The sequence below is a fragment of the Labrenzia sp. THAF187b genome, from assembly GCF_009363375.1.
GTDB classification, from domain to species: Bacteria; Pseudomonadota; Alphaproteobacteria; order Rhizobiales; family Stappiaceae; genus Roseibium; species Roseibium algicola.
The window spans coordinates 3,022,089-3,044,197 of sequence record NZ_CP045344.1 but is presented as its reverse complement, the minus strand read 5'-3'; the positions used below and the strand labels follow the sequence as shown (position 1 = coordinate 3,044,197).

Here is a 22,109-nt window from a genome sequence, read left to right as displayed (position 1 = left end):
CCTCACATGAACAGGCGTTCGTTGCCCAGGTCCTTGTAGAGGCCTGCCACCTGCTCCTCATAGCCGTTGTAGAGAAGCGTGTTGCGGCGCTCGTCCGTTCCAAGCAGCCGCTCGGAAGACTGCGGCCAGCGGCGATGCGGCACGGACGGATTCACGTTCGCCCAGAATCCATATTCGGAAGACTGGATCTCCTCCCAGAAGCTGACCGGACGCTCGTCGGTGAAGGAGATCTTCACGATCGACTTGATCGACTTGAAGCCGTACTTCCACGGGACAACCAGCCGGATCGGTGCACCATATTGCTTGGCAAGCGGCTTGCCGTAAACGCCGGTAGCGATGAAGGCGAGTTCATTGGTCGCTTCTTCCAGCGTCAGGCCCTCGACATAGGGCCAGGGATACCAGCTCTGCTTCTGCCCGCTGGCAACCGACGGATCGAGGAAGGTTTCAAAACGCAGGTACTTTGCACCAGCCTGCGGCCCGGCCAGCTTCACCAGCTCGGCAAGCGCGAATCCCGACCAGGGCACGGCCATCGACCACGCTTCGACACATCGATGCCGGTAGAGCCGCTCTTCCAGGGGCATCTTGGCCAGAAGGTCATCGATGCCGATCTCTTGCGGATTGTCGATCATGCCATCCAGCACAACGGTCCAGGGGCGGATCTTGAGTTCCTGTGCCGCCGGCCAGATCTGCTTGTGCGTGCCGAACTCGTAGAAATTGTTGTATTTCGCCGTGAACTCTTCCGGGGTCACGTCCCTGTCGAGCGTAAAGGCCTCATTGCGCTTGACCGGATAAAGGCCCGCGCTCGGGTCCTCTTCCGCAAAGGCCGGGCGAATTCCGAGGCCCGTACCCATCAGCGCACCAGCCCCGGCAAGGCCAGCAAGGATCTGCCGGCGGTTCATGAAAACGGCCTCCGGTGTTGCTTCCCGTTCCGGAAGCTCCCAGCTGCGTTTCTTCAGTATATTCATTGTCAGTCTCCCGTTTGTTCCGAAGGAAACCGGAATCGGCTTTCAATGGCAAATAACGCCCTGGTGACTGAGCGCAACAACAAGGTGATCAACAGTACAGCGCCGCAGTAAGGCGAACACAACAGAGGGGCCAACCGGCCCCTCTGTCATTGCTTTCAGTGCTCTAGCGTTCATGCGGCCTGTCTGCCGGACCTCTGCAGGGCAATGTCCGCCGCCTTGCCGGAAAGTTCCGCCATATGGTCGAACTCGGCGGTGTAGCTTGCCACCCCGGCGGTTGCCGAACGCAGTTCGATGATCAGGTCACCGATTTCCGCTTCCGGCATCAACGCCTGCACTTCATCCCAGCCATTCCACTCGGGACGGGCATCGAAGCCAAGCAATTGTCCGCGTCGTGCCGAGACGATCGCATTCACCCGCGCGGTCGCATCGCTCGGGCAGGCAATCACCACCTTGTGGATCGGCTCCAGCAGCACCGGCTTGCACTCAGGCAGGCCTTCCCGGATTGCCAGTATGCCGGCCATCTTGAAGGCCTGGTCGGAACTGTCCACGGAGTGATAGGAGCCGTCCGTCAAACAGACGGACACATCCACCACCGGGAAACCCAGCGGGCCTTGCCCCAACGCATCCAACACGCCGTCACGCACGGACGGGATATATTGTTTCGGCACGACACCCCCGGTAATCGTGTCTGAAAACTGGACGCCCTCGCCACGTGGCAGCGGAGATATCTCGATCACCACATCACCGAACTGACCATGCCCGCCGGACTGTTTCTTGTGTCGGCCACGGACCTTGGTGCCTGTCCGGATCGTCTCGGCATAAGGCACGTGCGGCGTATTGGCGGAGATATCCAGACCGTATTTTCCGGCAAGGCGTTCCTGGGCAACACGCAAATGCATTTCGCCCTGCCCTGCAAGCAACGTTTCGGCTGTTGTCTGGTTTTGCGATACGATCAGCGAGCGGTCCTCTTCAACCAGTTTCGCCAGTGCCGCGGAAAGACGGACCTCGTCCTTGCGCTGTTTGGCGGAAATCGCCGTCGCCAGAACAGGATTGCGCCGTTCAAGCACCTGAAGGCTTTCGATCTTTCCGTTTTCGAAACTCAGGAGGTCGCCCGTCTGGACATCATCGAGCCTGCCGAGCCCAACCAGATCGCCCTTGCCAGCCGTTGCGATCTTGTTCGCCTGCTGGCCGAAGACAGAAAACAGTCCGGACACCTTGATTTCGGTGTCGCCATTGAGGAACAGGGTATCGCCGTCGGAGACCACGCCTTCCAGAACACGGGCGATCGACTGCTTGCCCCCGTGCTGGGTGTGCAGCGTCTTGACGACCTGCAGCATCGCCCGCGACGTCGTGCCAAGCACCCGGCGCGACAGCAGATCGACACCTGGAACCTCGTGGCGCAAGGCCTTGAGCAGCCGGCTGACACCGTTGCCGTGTTCTGCGGAGCCGAAGAAAACCGGACAGATGAGACCGTCCTGCATTTCGTTCACCAGATCGGCGAACACCTGATCGCGGTTGGGGGCGATATCCTCGAGCAACGCCTCCATCAGATCGTCATCGTGGTCGGCCAGGTGTTCCAGCATGGTGAAACGGGCTTCGTGCTCACGCGCGAGATCCGCATCGGACATGTCGATCTGCGTGCTTTCCTCCTTCTCGTGATAGACATGCGCCCGCTCCAGCGCGAGATCGATGAACCCAGTCGCCAGGCCGTCTTCCCAGATCGGGATCTGTCGCAGTACCAGCGGCACCGCGGATGCCGGTTGCAGCACGCTCAGGACATCGCGTACCCGCCGCGTGCTCTTGTCGATCTTGTTTAAAAACAAAACCCGCGGAATGGCGCGGGCTTCAAGGGCTTTCAGGATCAGCTGCAGGGCTGGAACCTTGCGCTCGTCGTCCTCCGCCACCACAACGGCCAGATCTACTCCCGAAAGCGCCCCGTCCATTTCGCTCAGGAACTCCACGGATCCAGGGCAGTCGACGAACACGAAGCGATCTCCCAGGAATTCCGCGTCCGCAATGTTCAGTTCCACACTCATGCCGTGGGCACGCGCTTCCGGCGAAGCGTCACCCACCGTATTTCCGTTCGCGACGGAACCTTGCCGGGCCACCTTGTCCGTTCGCGCCAGCAAGGCTTCCAGAAGACTGGTCTTGCCGCTGCCGAACGGACCCACTAGGGCGATACAGCGCGGAGCGCTGCCCGCAGCAGATCCTTTTCCGTTTGAAGTGATTGCCATGCTGAGCCTCCCGTTAGTTCGAGGATATCTCGTAACAACGCGGCAGGGCCGGCTGGGGGACGCGGCCTGCCGCGTCTCGCCCGGATGGGATCGAAGGCCATTTGCCCGGTACTCAACAGCACCAAGCCCCAAACTGCGGCCGATCGACCAGGGGCGGTCAGCCATCGTCGCGCCGATATCGGCGGCAACGCAAGGGAATCTTACGCGGCAGCGCAGCAATTTGCCTCTGTATCGGCTCAGTCTCCAGGCCGATGAGAGTTCAACAAAAGTGCACAAAAATCCAAAACACCGCCGATCCCAGAGGCTTACAAAGGCTCTCCCGACTGAGATCTCCAGGCCTGCAAGCGGTGGAGAAAATTTGAGATGAAGACTGAAAAAGGCCCGCCTTCAGATCTTCCCAAGACAGTGCCTTTGCCCTGCCGGAATTGGCAGATAGTGAAATTGAGGCGCGGAGGCCTATGTAACCAACTTGAACCGGCCTCGGGCAAAAGGAGCACGCGTGACCAAAACCCTGATACTCTGTTCAGCCCTGCTTGCTGCCACGTCGGCAATACCGGCGCATGCGCAGTCGACCCAGCTGCGCAGTCCTCCCATGATGACCTCGCCGCGGCTGCCTTCTGCCGGTCAGCAGCTGAACCAGAACCTCAACCGCCAACAGTCCGGTTTCTCCACCCGGCAACAGATTGACGGTGCGGAGCGTCTGAACCGCACCGAGCAGATCAACCGGCAGAACACCCGGCCGGACAAGGAAGAAACTCCCTGTGCCGGCGCGAACGAAAGCTGCCGCGACTAAAGCGGAGAAACAGCACAGTGGCAGCCGCTGAGGCTTAGTTGATCAGTTCCAGCGTCATCTTGCTGACACCCAGTGTCAGGTTCGTGCCTGTCTGGCTTTCCAGGCTGAAAGGGTTGAGCGCGATGGACCGGTCGAAACCACCCAGCAGTGCGTTCGCCTTGATCCCCGCACCAACACTTGCCCCGGCGGTCAGCCCGCCGTAGGTGCCTGCCAAAAGGCCCGGCTTCCGGTTTGCGGAAGGTGCGAGCACGCCCCAGACCAGCGTGGCCTGGTTGGTCTTGCCGATATCCAGCCCATAATCGCGGACGGTCCCCTTGTAGTTTTCCACCGCTCCGCCGTCGACCGGTGAAAAGCTGCATCCGAGTGTTGCTGTAGAGCCAACAATGAAACTGTGCTCGCCTTCCACCAGGCAGCTCAGTTTGCCGATTTCAACCTTTGGGCTGTCTTCGGAGGCAAGGGCCGGCATGGCAAACACAATGGCCACGGCGGCAAGAACCGGTTTCAAAATACGCATGTAGAGAACTCCCGTTCGGCTGCGAATATCCGCTTTTAGCAAAGGCGCGGATCACGCCCGTGATATGACGCGCCAAGACGTCAAAATCGCGGCAATGGCAACAGGGTCAGGTGTAACCGTCGGTAGTGTCGGTACCGCCCGCCAGAGCTGGGGCAAGCACACCAGCATTCGACGACCTGTCCGATACACGGGCAAGCAGAAACCGGCGACCGGCAATCAGAAGGGTCAAGGTGACGATCACCGGAAGAATGCTGTTTTCCGGTGCCTGGAACGCCCAGACCGTTCCAGCCAGTGATACGGCAAGCATCAGAAACGATAGTCGGTACTGCGTTGATCTGGGCAAGTTGGGGACACCGGCAAATCCACCGCGTGAGAACAGGGTCAAGACCGCGCCAGTAAGCGTCACGGTCAACAAAACGGCGCTGTACGAATAGCCTGTCAGGAATGCTGCCAGAGTGCTGTCACCAAACCGATACAGGCCGACCAGAAGCGGTGTCACCAGCAGGATATGCAGATTGATACCGAGCAATACGGGGTGCATGGGCGCCTTGACCAGCACAAAGCCGGCAAGAACGAAAACCGCAAGACCGCAACCACTCCAGCCTGCAAGCTCCAGATCACCTGTCTGTCGCCAGAGCACAATGAAGACAATCGACGGCAGGCTTTCAAACAGATCAAGAAGCAGTTGTTTTTGATGTGAATTTGCCATCGCTCACCCTCCACCTGACGGGAAAAGGCTAGAGCGTTCAAACTGTGTTGTAAACCGCGCATTCCTCAACCGGAAAATGCAACCCACAACAGGAAAGGGCGGCCGTTGGCCGCCCATTCGAAAGTCTTTCGATGCCCGAAAAGCTTATTTCAGGTTCCCGCAGAAACGCTGGATGCGCGTGCAGGCTTCTTCCAGAGCTTCGGTCGAGGTCGCATAGGAAATGCGGAAGTTCGGACCAAGCCCGAAAGCCGAACCGTGAACGACGGCGACACCTTCAGCTTCCAGAAGCTCGGAGACGAAGTCCTCGTCACTCTCGATCACCTTGCCGGACGGGGCCGTCTTGCCGATTGTGCCGGCGCAGGACGGGAACACGTAGAACGCGCCTTCCGGCACCGGGCACGAAATGCCGTTGGCCTGGTTCAGCATGGAGACAACCAGGTCCCGGCGTCCCTTGAAGACTTCGTTGTTCTTCGGGATGAAGTCCTGGGTGCCGTTCAGCGCCTCGACCGCCGCCCACTGGGCAATGGAGCAAGGGTTGGAGGTCGACTGCGACTGTACCTTGGCCATGGCCTTGATGAGGTCTGCCGGGCCGCCGGCATAACCGATACGCCAGCCGGTCATTGCATAGGCTTTCGACACGCCGTTGACGGTCAGCGTGCGCTCGTAAAGAGCAGGCTCCACCTGAGCGGGTGTGGTGAACTTGAAGTCGTCATAGACGAGGTGCTCATACATGTCGTCGGTCATGACCCAGACATGGGGGTGCTTCATCAGCACATCGCAGAGCGCCTTCAGTTCAGCTTCCGTGTAGGCCGCACCGGACGGGTTGGACGGGGAGTTGAAGATCAGCCATTTGGTGCGCGATGTGATCGCCGCATCGAGTGCTTCCGGTGTGATCTTGAAGGTCGACTTGTCCGCTTCCACGATCACCGGTTCACCGCCAGCGAGCAGCACCATGTCCGGATAACTTACCCAGTAAGGGGTCGGAATGATGACTTCATCGCCCGGGTTCAGCGTTGCAATCAGCGCGTTGTAGAGCACCTGCTTGCCGCCGGTACCCACGGTGATCTGGCTGGTTTCGTAAGTAAGCCCGTTTTCCCGCTTGAACTTTTCGACGATGGCCGCCTTCAGCTCCGGAATACCATCGACAGCGGTGTACTTGGTCTTGCCGTCGGTGATGGCCTTGATAGCGGCTGTCTTGATGTTTTCCGGGGTATCGAAATCCGGCTCGCCAGCTCCGAGACCGATTACATCGCGGCCTGCGGCTTTAAGCTCGCGTGCCTTGTTGGTGACGGTGATGGTCGCAGAAGGTTTAACACGCGCCAATGCGTCAGCAAGAAAGCCCATAATGTCCTCCAGGGGGAAACGGGATTAACAGCGCGCGGACCCTAGATCCGTGCGCTGCGGAAAACAAGACCAAATCCGGAGAAGAACGGGAGTTTTCAGGCCGCTTGCGCCAGTTTGCCGGCGTATCTTTCAATCACCCCGGCATCAAGCGGTCCGCCATAGCCGAGATAGAAGCGGTTTGCCCCCTTGGACAGCAGAAATTTCAGCGAACGGGCGACCTGAAGTGGGTCTTCTTCAAAGGGAGGCGGCTTGGGCCGACCCTTCAGCGCGATTCCCCCCAGAAGAATGCCGGACGCCGCCAGATCCCCGCGAGGACGGCACCATCGTCACGTTCGCAGTGCCTTCATTCCCATAGGCACGAGCCTGGCGTAAATCCTGGGGCAGATCTCCTCTGGACCGTGGAACACCACGGCGGCAATGCCGCATCAGCGACATGAAGATACTCTATCGGTCCCCCCTACCGGGCGAGCGCGATCAGCTTCTCGTTTCAAGGATCAGCTTCGGATCGTCCTTGTCCTCATCGATGATCGTACACTTGAAGCGCTTTTTCTTGGTCTGGCCATTGAGCACCGTCACCGGCACCGACAGGGGAACTTCCGAGGCTTCTTTGGCAGACGTCAACAGGGACGCATAATTGCTCGGATGAAGCAGCATCTCGGTGATCGGGCGGCTGTCGAGGACGTCCGATGTCAGATGGTAGGTCTTCATCGCTGCGTTGTTCGCCGCGATGATGATCTTTGACTTGATGTTGACCACCAGGATCGGTGCGCTGCAGGCTTCGAAGACTCTGGCAAAGTCGACATCACCGCCGGCATGACCGGCCGAAAACAGCACCCCGCCCACCGTGCCGCCGACACGGAAGTACATGGCATCATATTTCAGTTCGACGCTGTCGTTGGACGCCAGCAGAAACTTGCCACGCCCGGTCGCACTGGCCCGGCGCGTCAATGCCGCAAGCGTCAGGGAGACGATCGTTCGCCCGACCCGGTTCTGGATATGGGCAATGTTGCGCCCCAGGATCAGGCGAGCATCCTCGATCTGGAAGCTCTTGAGGAAACCGTCGCTGGCAAAGCGCACGTAGCCGAAATTGTCGACCAGCAGCACAACGCGGGTGGAGGACGCAACGAAATGCTGGAGGATCGGTGCCAGTCCCAGCACGACCCGGCCCGGATTATTGTCATTCTCACCGATGGAGGGAAAGCAGATCGCAAGGATCTTGCCGTCCGGCAACTCGTAACGATAGGCAACGATCGGAATGCCCGGGATACGGTGGTCCGGCCCGCCGCCGACGTCGAACGGCCCGGCCTGGCCTTCCCGGATCGCACCCTGGACGAGGCGGAGAATGGTCTTCCGATCCTCTGGCGACAGGTGGCGCAGCGCCTCGTTGGAGGGCGCCTCCTGCAGATCCCGCACTTCGCTATTGAAACTCTGGGAACCGATCTCGTGCCAGAGAATGGTTTTCTTGCTGATATCGGCGATGAAAAACTGGATACCCGCCAGCGACAAGGCCGGCGGCTCCCCGGCCTTCTGGACCGATGGTTCTGTCGACGTTACTGGGTCTGTCGGCTTGCCCACCGTGGCGCTCTGCGCAGCGTTTATCGTCATTCCGTGCCTGGTCTGTTTGTATCGGATCTCCCGGCGAGCAAGCATGCTTCCGAAATGCAAACAAACACTAAAATCGCATCGTAAAATATCTGGGTTATGTCAGTTTTTACAGTAATTAAACAATGCAATACGTTTTTATGAGAAGTTGTATTGTCAATTTTACGAAAGCTTAATTGGCCGAATTCAGAACCCTAAACCACAGCTTTCCACCTTCGCACATCAAGTCTTCCGGAATGGGGAACAGAACCGTCTCCCCCCTTGAATGCAGCGCCATTCGGAGCATGGACACTACCTATTGTGCCGCCTTGCCAAGTCGGCAGCAAATAGGTCGAATTTGCCGCAAAATAGTCACGAAAACACACGGCGCATGTCTAAATCGCGTCCGCGTGCCGGCGCAATTTCAAACGAGATTGAACTCATCCCAGCGGATGGAGGAGCCAATGGCCCACGCAACGACCGTACAGGCGACCATCAAGTCGCAGAACGTAAGCTTCCCACCGGTTTTGCTGTTCATAGTGGCAGCAGGCCTGTTGATGTTGATGTCCGCACTGGAGCCGTCACTGGTGCTGCCGATGGTCGCGTTCCTGACCATGGCAGCCGTTACCCGTCTGCTGGCCCGCCGACTGTTTCAGGACCTGACCGGCGTTCAAGCGCAGGCAGACTGACAGAAACCGAAGTACAACCGCTCGAACCTGACAGATCTTCACCATGGCACGCGTAGATAACCAGAAAACCAGAAAGTCCGCCCCCTCCAAAAGCGACCTGCATGAAGCCCGGCCGCTGTTGCAGGCAATCTTTCTGGGCATGCTGCTGGCAACCGCTTTGGTCGCAGCAGCGGCGATGGCAAACCCGGCCAACACGAACGGTGTCCCGAAGACCGAGCCCGTCGCGCACTCGGCAACCGGCCAGGCACCGGCAAATGCCGGTCGGCCGGCAAGCGCCATCTTCTGACAGCTTGACATACAACGAGCTGCCGCGGCGGCTCCGTCTGTTTCAGGAAGTCAAGATCAGCGCCTGGAAGACCGACCTTTCAAAAGCCGAGACCCGGCCTCATGCTTGGCACATGAGTGCCGGGCCTCAGTGCCCGGTCCGCCCCCGGATAACGTTTCCTGCCCAACGACGGTTCCCTTTGAACCTTCATCCAAGACAGCCCCGCAGTGCATATGTGCACGCGCCCGCAGCCTCTCCGACCTCAGGTGACCCGCTCGTTGCATCCGCTGTTGATCACGGTCAAGGACAGGAATTTGTTCGTTCGCCAAGTAAAGCAATATCACATGTCATCTGCAAGACCGCACGCGGTTCAAGGCTGGCATCGATCGGAAATTAACCAGAGTCACATGGCGCGACCTTGAATACCGGGGATAACCGCAGTCCAGGTCTTTGCGAGTGCGTTCGGAAACTTCCGGCAAGCCATGTGGAACAAAATCCGCTACGGGGCATTTGCCCTCAAGTGGTAGTATTACGCCGATGCAACCGGCGCCAGTGAGGGATTTCACATCATGACCATTGCCAACGGCGAAAAGTGGATCGATAAAGAAACGAAGGGTTTGTCGGAGGCAGCAATGGACATCGACCTCACACTTTCAGCAGACACGATCCGCCTGCTCGCCCAGAAGGCGCGGGCAGTTGCATCGTCTCTTCAGGATACGTTCGAGGACGGCCATGAAGGCGACGTCGAATTCGACGCCGATGCCCTGGAGCAAAGTCACGGTCACGATGGCCTTGCGGAGGAAGAAAACGACGATCTCTCCGACGAGGAACTGCGGGAGCTGATCGAGGATCTCAACGTGGATGAAGCTGCCGAACTGGTGGCCATCTCCTGGATCGGCCGCGGTGATTTCGAGGCTGAAGACTTCCAGCAAGCGGTCGACGAGGCACGCGAGCGCGCCGTCGGTTCGACAGCAACCTATCTTCTCGGCATGCCGCTCCTGGCCGACCACCTGGAAGCCGGTCTCGACGCGCTTGACCTCTGACGGCCGACACAGCGCTGTTTTCGCCCGGGCTTCAAGACGTTCGGCGGGTCAATCCGACTAGGTCATTTTTGCCGGGTCGTCCACATCAGGTCGTTTTCCTTGGGAAAACCGGTTAGCAATTGATTTACTATCTTTTCGCTGCCGGACATTTGGCCCACTCTTGCCCCACTTCGTGGTGGGACAAGGGAGTTGAGGGCATGCTGCAAGACCCGGCGAACCAAGACGTGTTTACCGTCCATCGTCCGTCTCCATGGCCATATGTCGGCGCAATGCTCGCTGCGTCGGCCCTGATCACGACACTGGTCGTGGCGTTCAGCAGCTAATCCATACCGGCACTACCGCTCGAAACCGGTACCGGTCATCGTTCAGAGAGTTCCTTAATGCGTTCAACGCGTCTGGCCGTGCTCGATCTTGCCCGCGGCCTCGCTGTTGTCGCCATGGCGATCTACCATTTCTCCTGGGACCTTTCCTGGTTTGCCTATGTCGACTGGCCTGTTGCCCAGGGGACAGGCTGGCGCGTGTTCGCCGCCTCGATCGCCGGCAGCTTCCTGCTTCTGGCCGGCGTCAGCCTGGATTTCGCCCACCACCTGGGCATCCGTTGGCAAGCCTTCTGGCGGCGCCTTGCCGTGATCGTCGCAGCCGCAGCCGCCGTGTCGCTGGTCACCTATTTCACTTTCGGCGATACTTTTGTCCGTTTCGGCATTCTCCATTCCATTGCCTTGTCCAGCGTGATCGCCCTTCCCTTCACGCGCCTTCCGTTCGTCTTTGCCGGGCTTGCTGCGGCGTTCGTTTTCTCTTTGCCCTTGTGGGCAGCTTCATCCGCCCTCGACGGCCAGCTCTGGCTGTGGACAGGGCTCGGCACACCGGATTTTGCCAGTGTCGATTATGTGCCGCTGGCGCCCTGGGCCGGAGTGACGCTGGCGGGCGTCGCCATCTCGAAGATTTTCCGAAAGATCAATCTGTGGCAGACGCTGTCCGGACTGACATTCGCCGACCGTCCCGGCCGGCTGACGCGGTTCCTGGGCCGCCATTCCCTGCCAGTCTATCTGCTGCATCAGCCCTTGCTGTTCGGCCTTGTGTGGACGGCAACTCAGATCGGTCCGGAGATGGACCGCTCCGCCAAGGCCTTCGTTCGCAATTGCACGGTTTCCTGCCAGGGCACGACCGCTACGACAGAAATCTGCGAAGCCGCTTGCGGCTGTACGCTTGAATATCTGAAATCGGACGGCATCTGGGACCAGCTTCTGGCGGAGCCCGAAAACCAGTCTCTGCGCAACCGGATGTCGAACAGATACAGCCAGTGCCTGGCTGATCCAAAGTGGCCGGATCCGCTCAACTGATCCCGGCTTTCAAGCCTTCAGTGCTGTTTCCGGGCGCTCAGGAAAGACGGGCCAGTTGCCGGAGCGCCCGCCCCCGCCGCTGCCGTGCAAAGGGAAGAAACACGTCCTCGTCTCGCCCCGCCGCCACCTGCTCCAGCGCCCAGAGGGCCGACACGGCGTCACATTTGGCTTTCATGACACCGAGACAATCGGCCTCGGGCACCGCAGCGCCCGTTGCTGCATAGGCTTGCAGGAAAACCTGTTCCTCATCCGCACTCATCTCGTGCTCCAGAACGGCGTAGGCAAGATCCCAGGCGGGATCCGACATGCCTGAGAATTCCCAGTCAATCAGCCAGAGCTGGTCGGATGTCATGAGGCAGTTGCCGGGGGATGGATCGCCATGGCTCGGAACAAGTACCGGGCCAGCACCACCAGCGGTGCCGGCACCGATCGGTCGCAACACTATTTCCAGCCCGGCCATTTCCTCCCGGCACCGAACTGCGTCCTGAAGACCTTGCCACTGCGTCTGAAGCACGCTGTCCGGATCGAGCAGCCCTTCGAAGGCCACACCGGACCCGTGCAATTGCCCCAATGCCTCACCGAGTGCACGGGCCAGGATATAAGACGGCTGCTCCGAAAGATCGGCAGGGCTGCCGCTGACCTCGACGGCGCGGGTCACCAGAATACCGGCCTCCGCATCACAAAATACCGGCGGCACGGCAATTCCAGTCGCAGCGGCGAGCATCAGATTTCTTGCCTCTACCTTCCTGTCGATGTTGCCTGCCGCTTCCAGACGTGGAAGCCGCAGGAAGAACGTACCCTTCTCAGCCTCCAGCCTGAACACACGGTTTGTCAGCCCTGGCTGGGGCCGGGCTGACAGGGGAGCGCCACAAACACGACGCAGCGCCTGATGCCGTTCAAAGGCCTCCAGGATGTCCGGCAAAATGGTATCTGGCGCGTCAGAGGAAAGCTGTGGCACAAGCAGAAACAATCAAACGAAACAGAGGAGCTGGCCGGACGCCATGACGAACGTCCCATCGCCCCATATCATCATCACCTACTGCCGCCAATGCAATTGGCTGTTGCGCTCCGCATGGATGGCGCAGGAAATCCTGTCCACCTTCTCGGAAGAAGCCGGCGCTGTCACCCTTGTTCCGGGCACCGGAGGCATTTTCACAATCATCTGCGACGGTCAACTTGTCTGGGACCGCAAGACAGATGGCGGCTTTCCGGAGGCCAAGGTGCTGAAACAGCGGCTTCGTGACCTGCTTTGGCCGGAGAAGGACCTCGGCCACAGCGACCGTCAGGACAGGATAGACTAGGCCGGCCCCGCTCAAGTGAATTGACTTCTTGAAGTCGCGAATATGTATACTATGGCATCCGAAGCGCAGCTTTCGGCAAGAAACTTCGAGACAGGACGCATGAACCGGAGCCTTCATGCACATCAGGTTATCACTGTTATTTTTGGCACTACTATCGCTTGCCGGAGCAAGCACCAGTTCTGCAGTGGAAACCAGCGAACCTGAAATCGTCATCTATACCGAGGACTACAAACCGCTCTATTTCCCTGGTGAAGACGGGAAAATCTCGGGAACTGTCACCCAACTTGTACAAGATCTCGCCGATGAGGCCGGCATAACGGTCGAGATGCACATGCGGCCGTTCAAACGCGGGCTGAACGCGGTGGAGAGCAACGCCAACCATTGTTTCATGGCCCTGTGGCGCACTCAGGAACGCGAACCGAATTTCACCTGGGTCGGACCTTTGGAAATCGACGGATACGGCCTTTTTGCCTTGAAGGGCAGTTCCATAGAACTTTCGACAGTGGAAGACAGTTTCGGCTATTCGACCGGAGCCGTCGGCGGCTGGACCAGCACCAATGAACTTCAGGACGCCGGCCATCCCCATCTTGTGCTGGTGGATGAAGATGGGCTCAATGCGAACATGCTGCGGTCAGGTCACACCAAGCTCTGGCTGGGTGGCCTGATTTCGGCTCCCTATGTTGCGGCACAGGAAGGGGTGGAGATCGAGAAACTGCTGACCCTGCAGACCGTCGAACTTGCCCTGGCCTGCAACTCACATATCGACCAGTCCGTTACCGACCGCCTGCAGTCAGCCTTGAACGCGCGTCTTCAGAAAACGCCACAAAACAACCCCAAGCGATTGACGCAATAGACAATTCGTCTCTGCTGCAGGGCAACCACCTCGAAAAGTTGCATGACTTCAAAAAACTACTTTCCAAAGTCTTACCTGCACAACAAGCACACAAAAGACCGCCCATAATTAATGCAACTCTCTTTTGGGTCTTCTTAAAACTTTCAATTCAAAATGCTTTCGGCAAGACAACGTCCGGAGCTCAAGAATGAAGTTCGTGAACCTTCCTTTCAGGAAGACTGCAACCGAGCCCTCAGCAACAAGGCATGAGCGGGCCGGACAACCGACACGGCAGCGCCCCTTTTTCGACTGGCCGATCAAGACTCAACTGCAGATCGGCTTCGGCGCCATGCTTTTGTGCGCCATCGGGGTCGGTGCGGGGGGCTTGTTCGCAAGCTCGGAGGTCAAGAACTCGGTCACGGTGGCAAAGACCGCCAACGAACTTCTGGGGAGCGTCCCCCGGTTGCTGTCCCACGCCCAGACATTCAGTCGCGACGGCAGCAGCCAGACGGCGGAAGCGGTTGCTGCAGACATTGGCTTGATTTCGCAGGAAAGTCTCGCCTTGTCTGAAAGCCAGCCCCAGGCGGCAACGCAGTTCGCGAGCATCGTCGGCGATCTGGAGACAGGCTTTGCGACGCTGCGCGACACACGGCAAAGCCGTGACACAGCGGCTGCGAGCCTCGACACCCTCACCTCCGAACTGGTTGCAACCACCAACAAGGCCTTCGAGGAATACAAGGCCCTTGCCGCCTACAGATCCGCCCTTGCCATCACCAACGAAGGCAAGATGACCAACCTGTCCAACGTCAGCCCCCGGCTCAGCAACATGCGCATCACCACTGTGGTGCTGGCGCAGGAAGCCGAAACCTTTGCGGCAACACCAGACAAGACCCTGGCAAAGAAACTGGCGGACCGGGTGGATGCCCTCGACAAGGACGCGAAGGCGGTTCGCCGCACGGTGAAGACAGACACGATCAAGGACAGCGTCAAGGACCTCACCAAAAGCTCCAAGTCGTTTGAGAAGCTTTTGAAAGCGCACTTGAAGTCGCCGGAAGAGGACGCCTGGAAAAACAAACTGGAACCGGCCATCCTTGAACTGATCACCCTTGCCGACACGATCATCAAGGCCGCCGAAGCACCGATTGACGAACTGACGAAGGAACTGCGGGACTTCGACAAGGCCAGCGCCGATATCGCGCTTCTGTCGAACTACACCCAGAGTGTGGCGCGTAGCGTGCTCGGCGTCCGCAGCGCCTATTCAGACTATCTGAACACATCCTCGCAGGACGCCGCCGATACATTCCAGCTCTATCTGAGCGATGCCCGTACCGAACTGGGCAATCTGGACACGGTGCGAACCTCAGCCGGCAAGAACACGTCTGACAAGGCTCTGAATGATCTTCTCAATGGTCCTCTCAAGGCACTTGTTACCGCCGGCAGCGATGCCTTGCCGAAACTTGAAGCCACTTTTGCCGAAGTCGTCACCTCGACGGCGGCACTGCGCGCAAGCGAACAATCCTTTGCCGCCGCCGCCTCCTCCCTGACGGAACAGGCAGAAATCATCAGCGCCAATTCCGGTGCGACCGCATTGGCAAGCGCCGTCGGTGCTCAAACGCAGATCACCGTTACGCTTGCCCTGGCACTGCTTCTGGGCATCGCTTTCGTCGTATTGCTCTCCACTGCCATTATCCGCCCGATCCGGGGCCTGACCGGTGCGATGCTCAAACTGAGGGACGGCGATACGGCTCTCGACCTTCCGGCTGCCAACCGCAAGGATGAAATCGGCCACATGGCTCAGGCCGTCGCAACCTTCCGTGACCGGGAAATCGAACGGATGCGGCTGGAAGAAGAAACCCTTGCAAGCCAGGAAGGTGTCCGCCAGCGCCAGGCCACCGTCGATGCGCTTGTGGCATCGTTCCGTCAGGATATCGAGCAGGCTCTCGCCACGGTGACCGGCAATATGCATCAGCTCGACAACACGGCCGAGCAGCTTTCCGAAATTGCCCGCACGACGACAGGCAAGTCCGAAGACGTCAGCACCGCCTCCAGCCAAGCCAGCCAGAACGTCCAGACCATCGCGGCCGCCACCGAGGAACTCAGCGCTTCCGTTCAGGAGGTCGGCCGGCAGGTCAACGACACCCTCGTGCGCGTTGAGGAAGTTGCAGGAGCCACCCGCACTTCCAACGACCAGATCAAGGGCCTGTCGGCGGCCGCCGAACGCATCGGTGCCGTTGTCCAGCTCATCCAGGAAATTGCCGAGCAGACCAACTTGCTGGCGCTCAATGCGACCATCGAAGCCGCACGCGCCGGCGAAGCCGGGCGTGGGTTTGCCGTGGTTGCCTCGGAAGTCAAGTCACTGGCCGGTCAGACGGCCAAGGCAACAGAGGAAATCTCCAGCCAGGTGTCCGAAATCCAGCAGGCCACCAACGGCGCCGTGGACGCGATCAGCGCGATCATGGAAATGATGGAGTCCGTCAACGAAACCGCAGCCGCCATGGCAAGTTCCGTCGAACAGCAGGCCGGTGCCACCGCGGAAATCTCCACCGGCGTCTCCCAGGCTGCAGGCCAAACCGCAAGCGTATCGGAAAATATCGGCGATCTCTCCCGAGGCTCCAGCGAAACCAGTCTGTCGGCCCGTGAAGTGGAAGAAATCACCGGTGCAGCCACCCGGCAACTTGCCGAAGTCACCACACGGATCGACCGGTTCCTGCAGGATGTCGCAGCAGCCTGAGTTGAAGGTTCTGCAGAAACTGGATACCGGCGTCACCGGTATCCAATCACCTTGCACCTGACTGTCTTTAGTCATCCCGGACGCAGCGCAGCGAATATCCGGGATGACCACGGATTGTTTTATCTTGGCGGCAACGCTGTGTGACTACGTCCCCTTACGCTGCATCCTGTGCCTCAAACACCTCCCGGGCCGCGTTGAGGCCGTTGATCGCTGCCGGCAGGCCACCGTAGACGGCCATCTGCCAGATCGCCTCGACGACTTCCTTCCGGTCCGCACCGGCGGCAAGCGTGTGTTCAATGTTGATCTTGAGTTGCGGAGCCGTCTGCCCGCCAAGCACGGTCAGGGCCGCAATCGTGCACAACTGGCGTGTTTTCAGGTCGAGGCCCTCACGGGCATAGTGCCGGCCGTAAGCCCATTCGATCAGGCTTTCGGAAAATCCGGGCAGAAGATCGTCGTAACGATCGCTGAGAATGGCTTCCAGGTCGGGGTTAAGTTTCTGCGTCAGCGCGCGGCCGCGCTCCAGGGCGGTGCTCATGTTTCGGAGCTTCCTTGCTTGGCGGCGCACCGTGTTCGGTCCGGGCGCAGCTTTCGAAGGCCGGATCAACTGTCTCGCCCGCTTCCATCCTTCTGTAGCGATCAATCTTATCGTCCAGGACGTCCAGCATTTCGGTAAGCCGGGCAACATCGCCGGCAACCTTTCCCCTGTGCGCTTCCAGCAGCTTCCGGCGCTCCGTCAACGAAGCTTCGCCCTTTGTACGCAGGTCCGCGTAACGCAGCCGGTCCTTGATGCCCATACCGGTCGATTTCAGCCGGTCCAGGAAGTCGATCCACCTGAGGATCGTTGCATCGTAGACCCGCCGCCCACCACCGTCCCGCAAGGGACGCGGCAGAAGGCCGATCTTTTCGTAGTAGCGCAGGGTGTCGGTCGAAAGTCCCGATTTCTCGGCCAGGTCGCCAATCCGCATGTCAGTCTCCGAACGGAACGATTTCTCTCAGGTACCGGTTGGAGTGCACTCCAGGTCAAGCGTCTTTTTCAACTAAATCAAATCTGGCGACACGGAGTTGCATTGCTGACAGAGCTCAATCTCGTTCCGGTTCGGCCGTTTTCGAGGCATCCAGACCTGACGACGGCAAGACCCCACCTCGCGACGTCGTGAACTTGGGGTGAGTGTCAATCAATTGACTGATCGGTCAGTTAGAAATATCAATCGCGCATGACCACGACACGCGACACTCTCATCGACACGGCCACCGAGCTCTTTCTGGGACGCAACTTCGGTGCCGTCGGCACCACGGAACTCTGCAAGAGCGCCGGAGTGAACAAGGGAACGCTGTACCACTACTTCCCTTCGAAGTCGGATCTTCTGGCTGCGGCGATCGAGCGATATGCCACGTCTTTCGGACAAGCTTTCCGCGACATTGCCGACAGTGACGCAGCACCGGAAGAAAAGCTCCGCCAGCTCTTCGACGTTCCCGCTCGGGCAAACCGGGACTGGAAAGCCCGGTACGGCTTTGCACAAGGATGCCTTGTCGGAAACATGAGCCTGGAACTCGGGGCCGTCGATATCCCTGTACGCGAGGCCATCAAACATGCACTGACGACGTGGAAAGCCCCGGTCCGCGATATCCTGCACCAGCTCATCGAGGCCGGTTCACTCGCCAGGATCGATTGCGACAGGGGAGCGGATGTCGTCATCGGCCTCATTCAGGGTGGGCTTCTGCTGGCCAAGGCGCAGAACGACCCGTCGCACATCACCCTTCTCGCCCCCGGCGCCCTCTCCCATCTGAACAGCCTTAAACCCTAACCGCCGCGGGTTGCGGCAAACACTGGACGTCCGAGCACGTTTATCCCTCACTTGACTGGTCGGTCAGTTGACACACGAAAGGATACGACAAATGCCAAAAATGCTTCAAATCGAACCCAGCCAGGCAACAGGAGCCACGAAGGAGGCGTTTGACGAGGCCAAGCGGCAATTCGGCGGCGTCATCAATCTCTTCAAGGTCACGGGCAATGCCCCCAATGTGCTGAAGGGCTTCCTTGCGCTCAATGCCAGCGTCAACGACGGCATAGAACTGACGGGCAAGGAGATCGAACAGGTAGCCATGCTCGTTTCCGCACTCAATCGCTGCGATTATTGTGTCAACGTTCACATGAAAGTGGGCCAGATGCACGGCGGCAGCGAAACCGAGATGCTGGCCGCAATGGAAGGCCGCGCGGAGGATGCGCGGACACAGGCCCTGCTCGACTACGCAAATGAAGTCGTCCGCAATCGCGGCCAGGTGACCGCCCAGACGCTTGATGCGGTCCGGCAGGCCGGTTTTTCCGACAAGGCCCTACTGGAAACCATCGGGATCATCGGGATCTACACCCTGATCCAGTATGTGCGGCACGTGGCGGACCCGGAGCATGATTTCCCGCAGGTTACCCAATACGACGCACAGCAGATGGGCGCCTGAACAAGCGGCCCGGTCGCGTCAGCCCGATGACGCGACCAAACCCGACCAATGAACAGCCGCCACTTCACGATTGCCCAAACTTGAACGGGAGGAAGACGATGATCGACGTTCACCGAAAAAAAGCCCTGCCGGTCCATCCGGACCTGGTCCGACAGCTTGCAGGTGGTTTTGACCAGATCGGTGCATGGCATCCGGCCGTTGCGGACTGCAAGACGAGCGAAACACCTTCCGGAACGGTGCGCCACCTGACGTTGCCGGACGGCGCGATACTCCAGGAAGCTCGGACCGACGACGGAACGGTTCCCGGAACCTACAGCTACCGCATACTCTCTGGCCCCCTTCCCGTGCGCGACTACACTTCGACATTCCGGATCCTTGCGACCGGCAACGGCTGCGAAGTGGAATGGTCGGGAAAGTTCGATGCGGAAGGCGCTTCAGAAGATGAGGCACGTTCCGTGGTTGCCGGCATTTATGAAGCAGGACTTCAGGCACTGGCAGCGATGGTTGCCGGACAGTCCGGCAAGACCCTGCAACGCCGCAAGCCCTCCCCCTTGCCACAGGTGACCACGGTTCCGGAGATCCGTGCCGACGAAGCGCTGCGCGCTGTCTACGAAGACACCAAGGCCGTGCTGCAAGTGCCATGGATGGGCGTGGTGACGATGGCCTTTGCACAATATCCGAACTTCTACGCCACCTTGTGGGGCGGACTGCGAGACCTTGCCGGAAGCAGGGAATTCGTTGCAGCCTGCACCGAGCTGAGATCATGTGCAGAGCAGGAAGTTGCCGCCTTTTCGGTTCCGGAAATTACAAGGGATTTGCGCAAACGCGGGTATGCGGATCAGGAACTCGAGCGGATAAGAGACGAGATCGAGGTCTTCTCCCACGGCAACATGCCCTATCTCCTGATAGCGACATCTGCCCGGCTTCTGATCGAGAACCATGACCTTGCTGAAAACAGCACCATTTCACCCCACGATGGCGAACACGGGCCGCGGCGACTGGGGGCACCGGTGCTCATGGAAATGCATCACGTCGACAGCCAGACACGAGATGTCTACGACGACATCATGCGCACGCTCGGCCTGCCGTTCGTGAACACCGACTATCGTGCCCTTGCCCGCTGGCCGAGCTACTTTCGCCTCGCGTGGAATGCACTGCGTCCTCAGATCGAAACCACCGACTATGACAAGGCCTGCGAACGCGTTCACGACTGCGCGGTCAACCTTGCCCGGACGTTGCCCAACCCTGGCGGACTGACACCGGAAATCCTGCAAGCGGCGATTGCCCGGGACACCAACGCGCAGCCGGTTGGCGATGTGGTGCGGCTGTTTCAATGGTTGCTGCCGGGCCTGATCGTCAACGTCGAGGCCTTTCGCCAACAATTGATTTCGGAAAAGTCCAATTGAAAAAAAGCGGCCGGCGGGACTTGCCCGGCCGGCCGTTGGAAAGGCCCCAAACAGGAGCGCTTTGAAGGTCGATCCGGCGAGGCGGTTTCCACCGCCTTCGCCTTAACGGCTGCAGGTGCCGTCTTGGTTCTGTTAAGCGAACCACCAGCGTTCGACGGCGCGGAAACCGTCCAGGGTCCAGTTGGCGGCAACCTTTTCCGGATGCTGGACCTTTTCGTTGTGCGCCATGACATAGCTGGCGAACATCGGAATAATCACACCACCGTCAGTGCGCACCAGGTTCTGCATTTCGCGGTACATATCGGCGCGCTTGGTTTCATCAAGCTCGGAACGTGCCGTCTTCAGCAACTGGTTGAAACGCTCGTTCTCCCAGTAGGTATCGTTCCAGGGAGCGCCTGACGCATAGGCCACGGAGAACATCCAGTCTTCCGTCGGACGTCCGCCCCAGTAGACCGCGCAGAACGGCTTTTTCATCCACACATCGGACCAGTAACCGTCATTCGGCTCGCGCGTCGGCTTGATGTTGATGCCGGCCTTGCTCGCGCTGTTTGAATAAAGCACGGCCGCATCGACGGCACCGCCGAAGGCCGCATCAGCTGCTGAAAGGCTGACGTCAAGGGAATCGAGACCGGCCTGCTTCAGGTAGTATTTCGACTTGTCGGGATCGTAGGTGGTCTGTTCCAGGTCGTCCGCGAAGAAGCGGTTTGACGGGCTGATCGGATGATCGTTCCCAACAGCCCCGTAGCCGAACAGGATCTTGTCGACCAGTTCCTGGCGGTCGACAGCATATTTCAGCGCCATACGTACATTGTTGTCGCTAAAGGGCGCCGTGCGCGTGTCCATCGCAAACGTGTAGTGCTGCGTGCCCGTGGTCGACAGGATCGTGACGTTCGGCGACCGTTTGAACAGACCGACGGTCTTCAGGTCCACCTGATCGATGACATCGACATTGCCGGTCAGGAGTGCTGACTGACGCGCTGCAGGGTCAACGATGGTCAGCAGCTTGACATCGTCGAAATGCGCCCGGTCGGTCTTCCAGTAGTTCTCGTTCCTGGTCAGCTCGGCAATGACACCCGGCTGGTAGTTGGTGACCTTGTAGGGACCGCAACCGTCGCTGCTGGTCGGATCGATCTTGCCATCGGAGGATTTCATGATCGGCAAGTGATAGTCGCTGACCACGAACGGGAAGTCGGCATTGCCCGCTTCCAGCGTGAACACGACGCTGTCGCCGTCGACGCTGATGTCCTTGATGGGGTCGACGAAAGGCTTCGCCGCCGAGGTGCTGTTTTCGCCGCGGTGATAGTTGATCGAGGCCACCACGTCTTCCGGCTTGACCGTGCCGCCGCTGTGATACTCGATCCCCGGGCGGATCTTGAAGGTCCAGACCGTGGCATCGGGAGACGGCTCCCAGCTTTCCGCCACTTCGCCCACCAGGGTACCATCTGCGGTGATCTCGATGAGGTAGCCATGACGGGACGTGGCGAACACCTGCACGAAGACATTGTCCCAGGTGCCCGGATCATAGTTTTCACTGGTGTTGCCGGCGGCGATGCCAACCCTGAACGTACCGCCCTTCTTGGGTTGCGCGGCTGCCGGACCGATCGCGAACTGACCGGCAACAGCCGCTCCGCCGATCGCTGCCGCACCTTGCAGGATGCTGCGCCGGGAGACCCCGGACTGCAGGATGTGCTTGTTAAGATTTCCCATTTTCATGTCCCCTCTTTTTGATGTCCTCATTATGGAAATGACGCCGCGTGAACGTGTCCGCGCGAAAGAAATCTGCCCTGAACGTCCTTGACCCGGACAGAATTGCCAGCCACCAAGACGCCTGTTTTCCATACTATGCCGTTTTTGATTGATCGCTCAATTAAAAAAAAGCTAACACTTGCGGCAAGGTCCTCACCC

Annotated in this window: 21 protein-coding genes; 11 read left to right on the top strand and 10 right to left on the bottom strand. The window is 59.2% G+C overall.

Translation table 11 applies throughout. The features are described 5' to 3' along the window. Positions 1 to 2 precede the first annotated feature (2 nt). The gene (gene msrP, locus FIV03_RS13890) at positions 3 to 965 is read right to left on the bottom strand and encodes a protein-methionine-sulfoxide reductase catalytic subunit MsrP (RefSeq protein WP_152509961.1); all 963 of its coding nucleotides are present in this window, start codon (positions 963 to 965) and stop codon (positions 3 to 5) included. Positions 966 to 1,135: 170 nt separating this feature from the next. Next, positions 1,136 to 3,199 carry an elongation factor G gene (locus FIV03_RS13885; protein WP_152509960.1) on the bottom strand — a complete coding sequence of 688 codons (2,064 nt, stop codon included), beginning with the start codon at positions 3,197 to 3,199 and terminating at the stop codon, positions 1,136 to 1,138. 499 nt (positions 3,200 to 3,698) lie between these two features. Here FIV03_RS13885 and FIV03_RS13880 point away from each other — a divergent pair, with 499 nt between their 5' ends. Then, positions 3,699 to 3,992 (top strand): hypothetical protein, encoded by a 294-nt coding sequence (locus tag FIV03_RS13880; RefSeq protein WP_145903515.1) that lies wholly within the window; start codon positions 3,699 to 3,701, stop codon positions 3,990 to 3,992. Positions 3,993 to 4,026: 34 nt separating this feature from the next. Here the strand turns inward: FIV03_RS13880 and FIV03_RS13875 are convergent, their stop codons facing one another. From FIV03_RS13875 to FIV03_RS13855, 4 genes are all read right to left on the bottom strand, one after another. Next, positions 4,027 to 4,506: a DUF992 domain-containing protein gene (locus tag FIV03_RS13875; RefSeq protein ID WP_152509959.1), complete on the bottom strand. Its 480-nt coding sequence runs from the start codon at positions 4,504 to 4,506 to the stop codon at positions 4,027 to 4,029. A 106-nt stretch (positions 4,507 to 4,612) separates the two neighbouring features. Then, positions 4,613 to 5,215, bottom strand: coding sequence for a hypothetical protein (locus FIV03_RS13870; RefSeq protein WP_152509958.1), 603 nt, complete (start codon positions 5,213 to 5,215; stop codon positions 4,613 to 4,615). A 144-nt stretch (positions 5,216 to 5,359) separates the two neighbouring features. Further along, positions 5,360 to 6,559, bottom strand: coding sequence for a pyridoxal phosphate-dependent aminotransferase (locus FIV03_RS13865; RefSeq protein WP_152509957.1), 1,200 nt, complete (start codon positions 6,557 to 6,559; stop codon positions 5,360 to 5,362). Positions 6,560 to 7,033: 474 nt separating this feature from the next. Further along, on the bottom strand, positions 7,034 to 8,164 hold the full coding sequence (locus FIV03_RS13855; protein WP_209009663.1) for a hypothetical protein: 1,131 nt from the start codon (positions 8,162 to 8,164) through the stop codon (positions 7,034 to 7,036). Positions 8,165 to 8,604: 440 nt separating this feature from the next. Here FIV03_RS13855 and FIV03_RS13850 point away from each other — a divergent pair, with 440 nt between their 5' ends. The 4 genes from FIV03_RS13850 (at position 8,605) to FIV03_RS13835 (ending at position 11,477) form a co-directional block, all read left to right on the top strand. Beyond that, positions 8,605 to 8,829 carry a hypothetical protein gene (locus FIV03_RS13850; RefSeq protein WP_145915727.1) on the top strand — a complete coding sequence of 75 codons (225 nt, stop codon included), beginning with the start codon at positions 8,605 to 8,607 and terminating at the stop codon, positions 8,827 to 8,829. A 43-nt stretch (positions 8,830 to 8,872) separates the two neighbouring features. Continuing rightward, positions 8,873 to 9,115, top strand: coding sequence for a hypothetical protein (locus FIV03_RS13845; RefSeq protein WP_152509955.1), 243 nt, complete (start codon positions 8,873 to 8,875; stop codon positions 9,113 to 9,115). 548 nt (positions 9,116 to 9,663) lie between these two features. Beyond that, positions 9,664 to 10,137, top strand: a complete 474-nt coding sequence (locus FIV03_RS13840) for a DUF3775 domain-containing protein (protein ID WP_022997978.1) — start codon at positions 9,664 to 9,666, stop codon at positions 10,135 to 10,137. A gap of 380 nt (positions 10,138 to 10,517) precedes the next feature. Continuing rightward, a complete protein-coding gene (locus FIV03_RS13835; protein WP_152509954.1) occupies positions 10,518 to 11,477 on the top strand; it encodes a heparan-alpha-glucosaminide N-acetyltransferase in 960 nt (319 codons plus the stop codon). A 37-nt stretch (positions 11,478 to 11,514) separates the two neighbouring features. Here FIV03_RS13835 and FIV03_RS13830 read toward each other — a convergent pair whose 3' ends face one another. Next, the gene (locus FIV03_RS13830) at positions 11,515 to 12,399 is read right to left on the bottom strand and encodes a phosphotransferase (protein ID WP_173013842.1); all 885 of its coding nucleotides are present in this window, start codon (positions 12,397 to 12,399) and stop codon (positions 11,515 to 11,517) included. 79 nt (positions 12,400 to 12,478) lie between these two features. Here FIV03_RS13830 and FIV03_RS13825 point away from each other — a divergent pair, with 79 nt between their 5' ends. The 3 genes from FIV03_RS13825 (at position 12,479) to FIV03_RS13815 (ending at position 16,341) form a co-directional block, all read left to right on the top strand. Beyond that, positions 12,479 to 12,778, top strand: coding sequence for a SelT/SelW/SelH family protein (locus FIV03_RS13825; protein ID WP_152509952.1), 300 nt, complete (start codon positions 12,479 to 12,481; stop codon positions 12,776 to 12,778). A 142-nt stretch (positions 12,779 to 12,920) separates the two neighbouring features. Next, entirely contained in the window at positions 12,921 to 13,631 is a 711-nt protein-coding gene (locus FIV03_RS13820) for a transporter substrate-binding domain-containing protein (RefSeq protein ID WP_173013841.1), read from the top strand. 187 nt (positions 13,632 to 13,818) lie between these two features. Beyond that, positions 13,819 to 16,341: a HAMP domain-containing methyl-accepting chemotaxis protein gene (locus tag FIV03_RS13815; RefSeq protein ID WP_152509950.1), complete on the top strand. Its 2,523-nt coding sequence runs from the start codon at positions 13,819 to 13,821 to the stop codon at positions 16,339 to 16,341. Positions 16,342 to 16,495: 154 nt separating this feature from the next. Here the strand turns inward: FIV03_RS13815 and FIV03_RS13810 are convergent, their stop codons facing one another. Together FIV03_RS13810 and FIV03_RS13805 are read right to left on the bottom strand one after the other, a co-directional pair. After that, positions 16,496 to 16,876 (bottom strand): carboxymuconolactone decarboxylase family protein, encoded by a 381-nt coding sequence (locus tag FIV03_RS13810; RefSeq protein WP_062487764.1) that lies wholly within the window; start codon positions 16,874 to 16,876, stop codon positions 16,496 to 16,498. Next, entirely contained in the window at positions 16,830 to 17,306 is a 477-nt protein-coding gene (locus FIV03_RS13805) for a MerR family transcriptional regulator (RefSeq protein WP_152509949.1), read from the bottom strand. Before FIV03_RS13805 ends, FIV03_RS13810 begins: the two co-directional genes overlap by 47 nt. A gap of 249 nt (positions 17,307 to 17,555) precedes the next feature. On the opposite strand from FIV03_RS13805, the gene FIV03_RS13800 reads away from it, so the two are divergent. The 3 genes from FIV03_RS13800 to FIV03_RS13790 all read left to right on the top strand — a co-directional run bounded on the left by FIV03_RS13800 (position 17,556) and on the right by FIV03_RS13790 (position 20,204). After that, complete coding sequence (locus FIV03_RS13800; protein ID WP_152509948.1) at positions 17,556 to 18,146, top strand: TetR/AcrR family transcriptional regulator; 591 nt, start codon at positions 17,556 to 17,558, stop codon at positions 18,144 to 18,146. 91 nt (positions 18,147 to 18,237) lie between these two features. Then, complete coding sequence (locus FIV03_RS13795) at positions 18,238 to 18,798, top strand: carboxymuconolactone decarboxylase family protein (RefSeq protein ID WP_152509947.1); 561 nt, start codon at positions 18,238 to 18,240, stop codon at positions 18,796 to 18,798. Positions 18,799 to 18,896: 98 nt separating this feature from the next. Then, positions 18,897 to 20,204 (top strand): SRPBCC family protein, encoded by a 1,308-nt coding sequence (locus FIV03_RS13790; protein WP_173013840.1) that lies wholly within the window; start codon positions 18,897 to 18,899, stop codon positions 20,202 to 20,204. Between the two features lie 132 nt (positions 20,205 to 20,336). Here FIV03_RS13790 and FIV03_RS13785 read toward each other — a convergent pair whose 3' ends face one another. After that, entirely contained in the window at positions 20,337 to 21,911 is a 1,575-nt protein-coding gene (locus FIV03_RS13785) for an ABC transporter substrate-binding protein (protein ID WP_035909848.1), read from the bottom strand. Positions 21,912 to 22,109 lie beyond the last annotated feature (198 nt).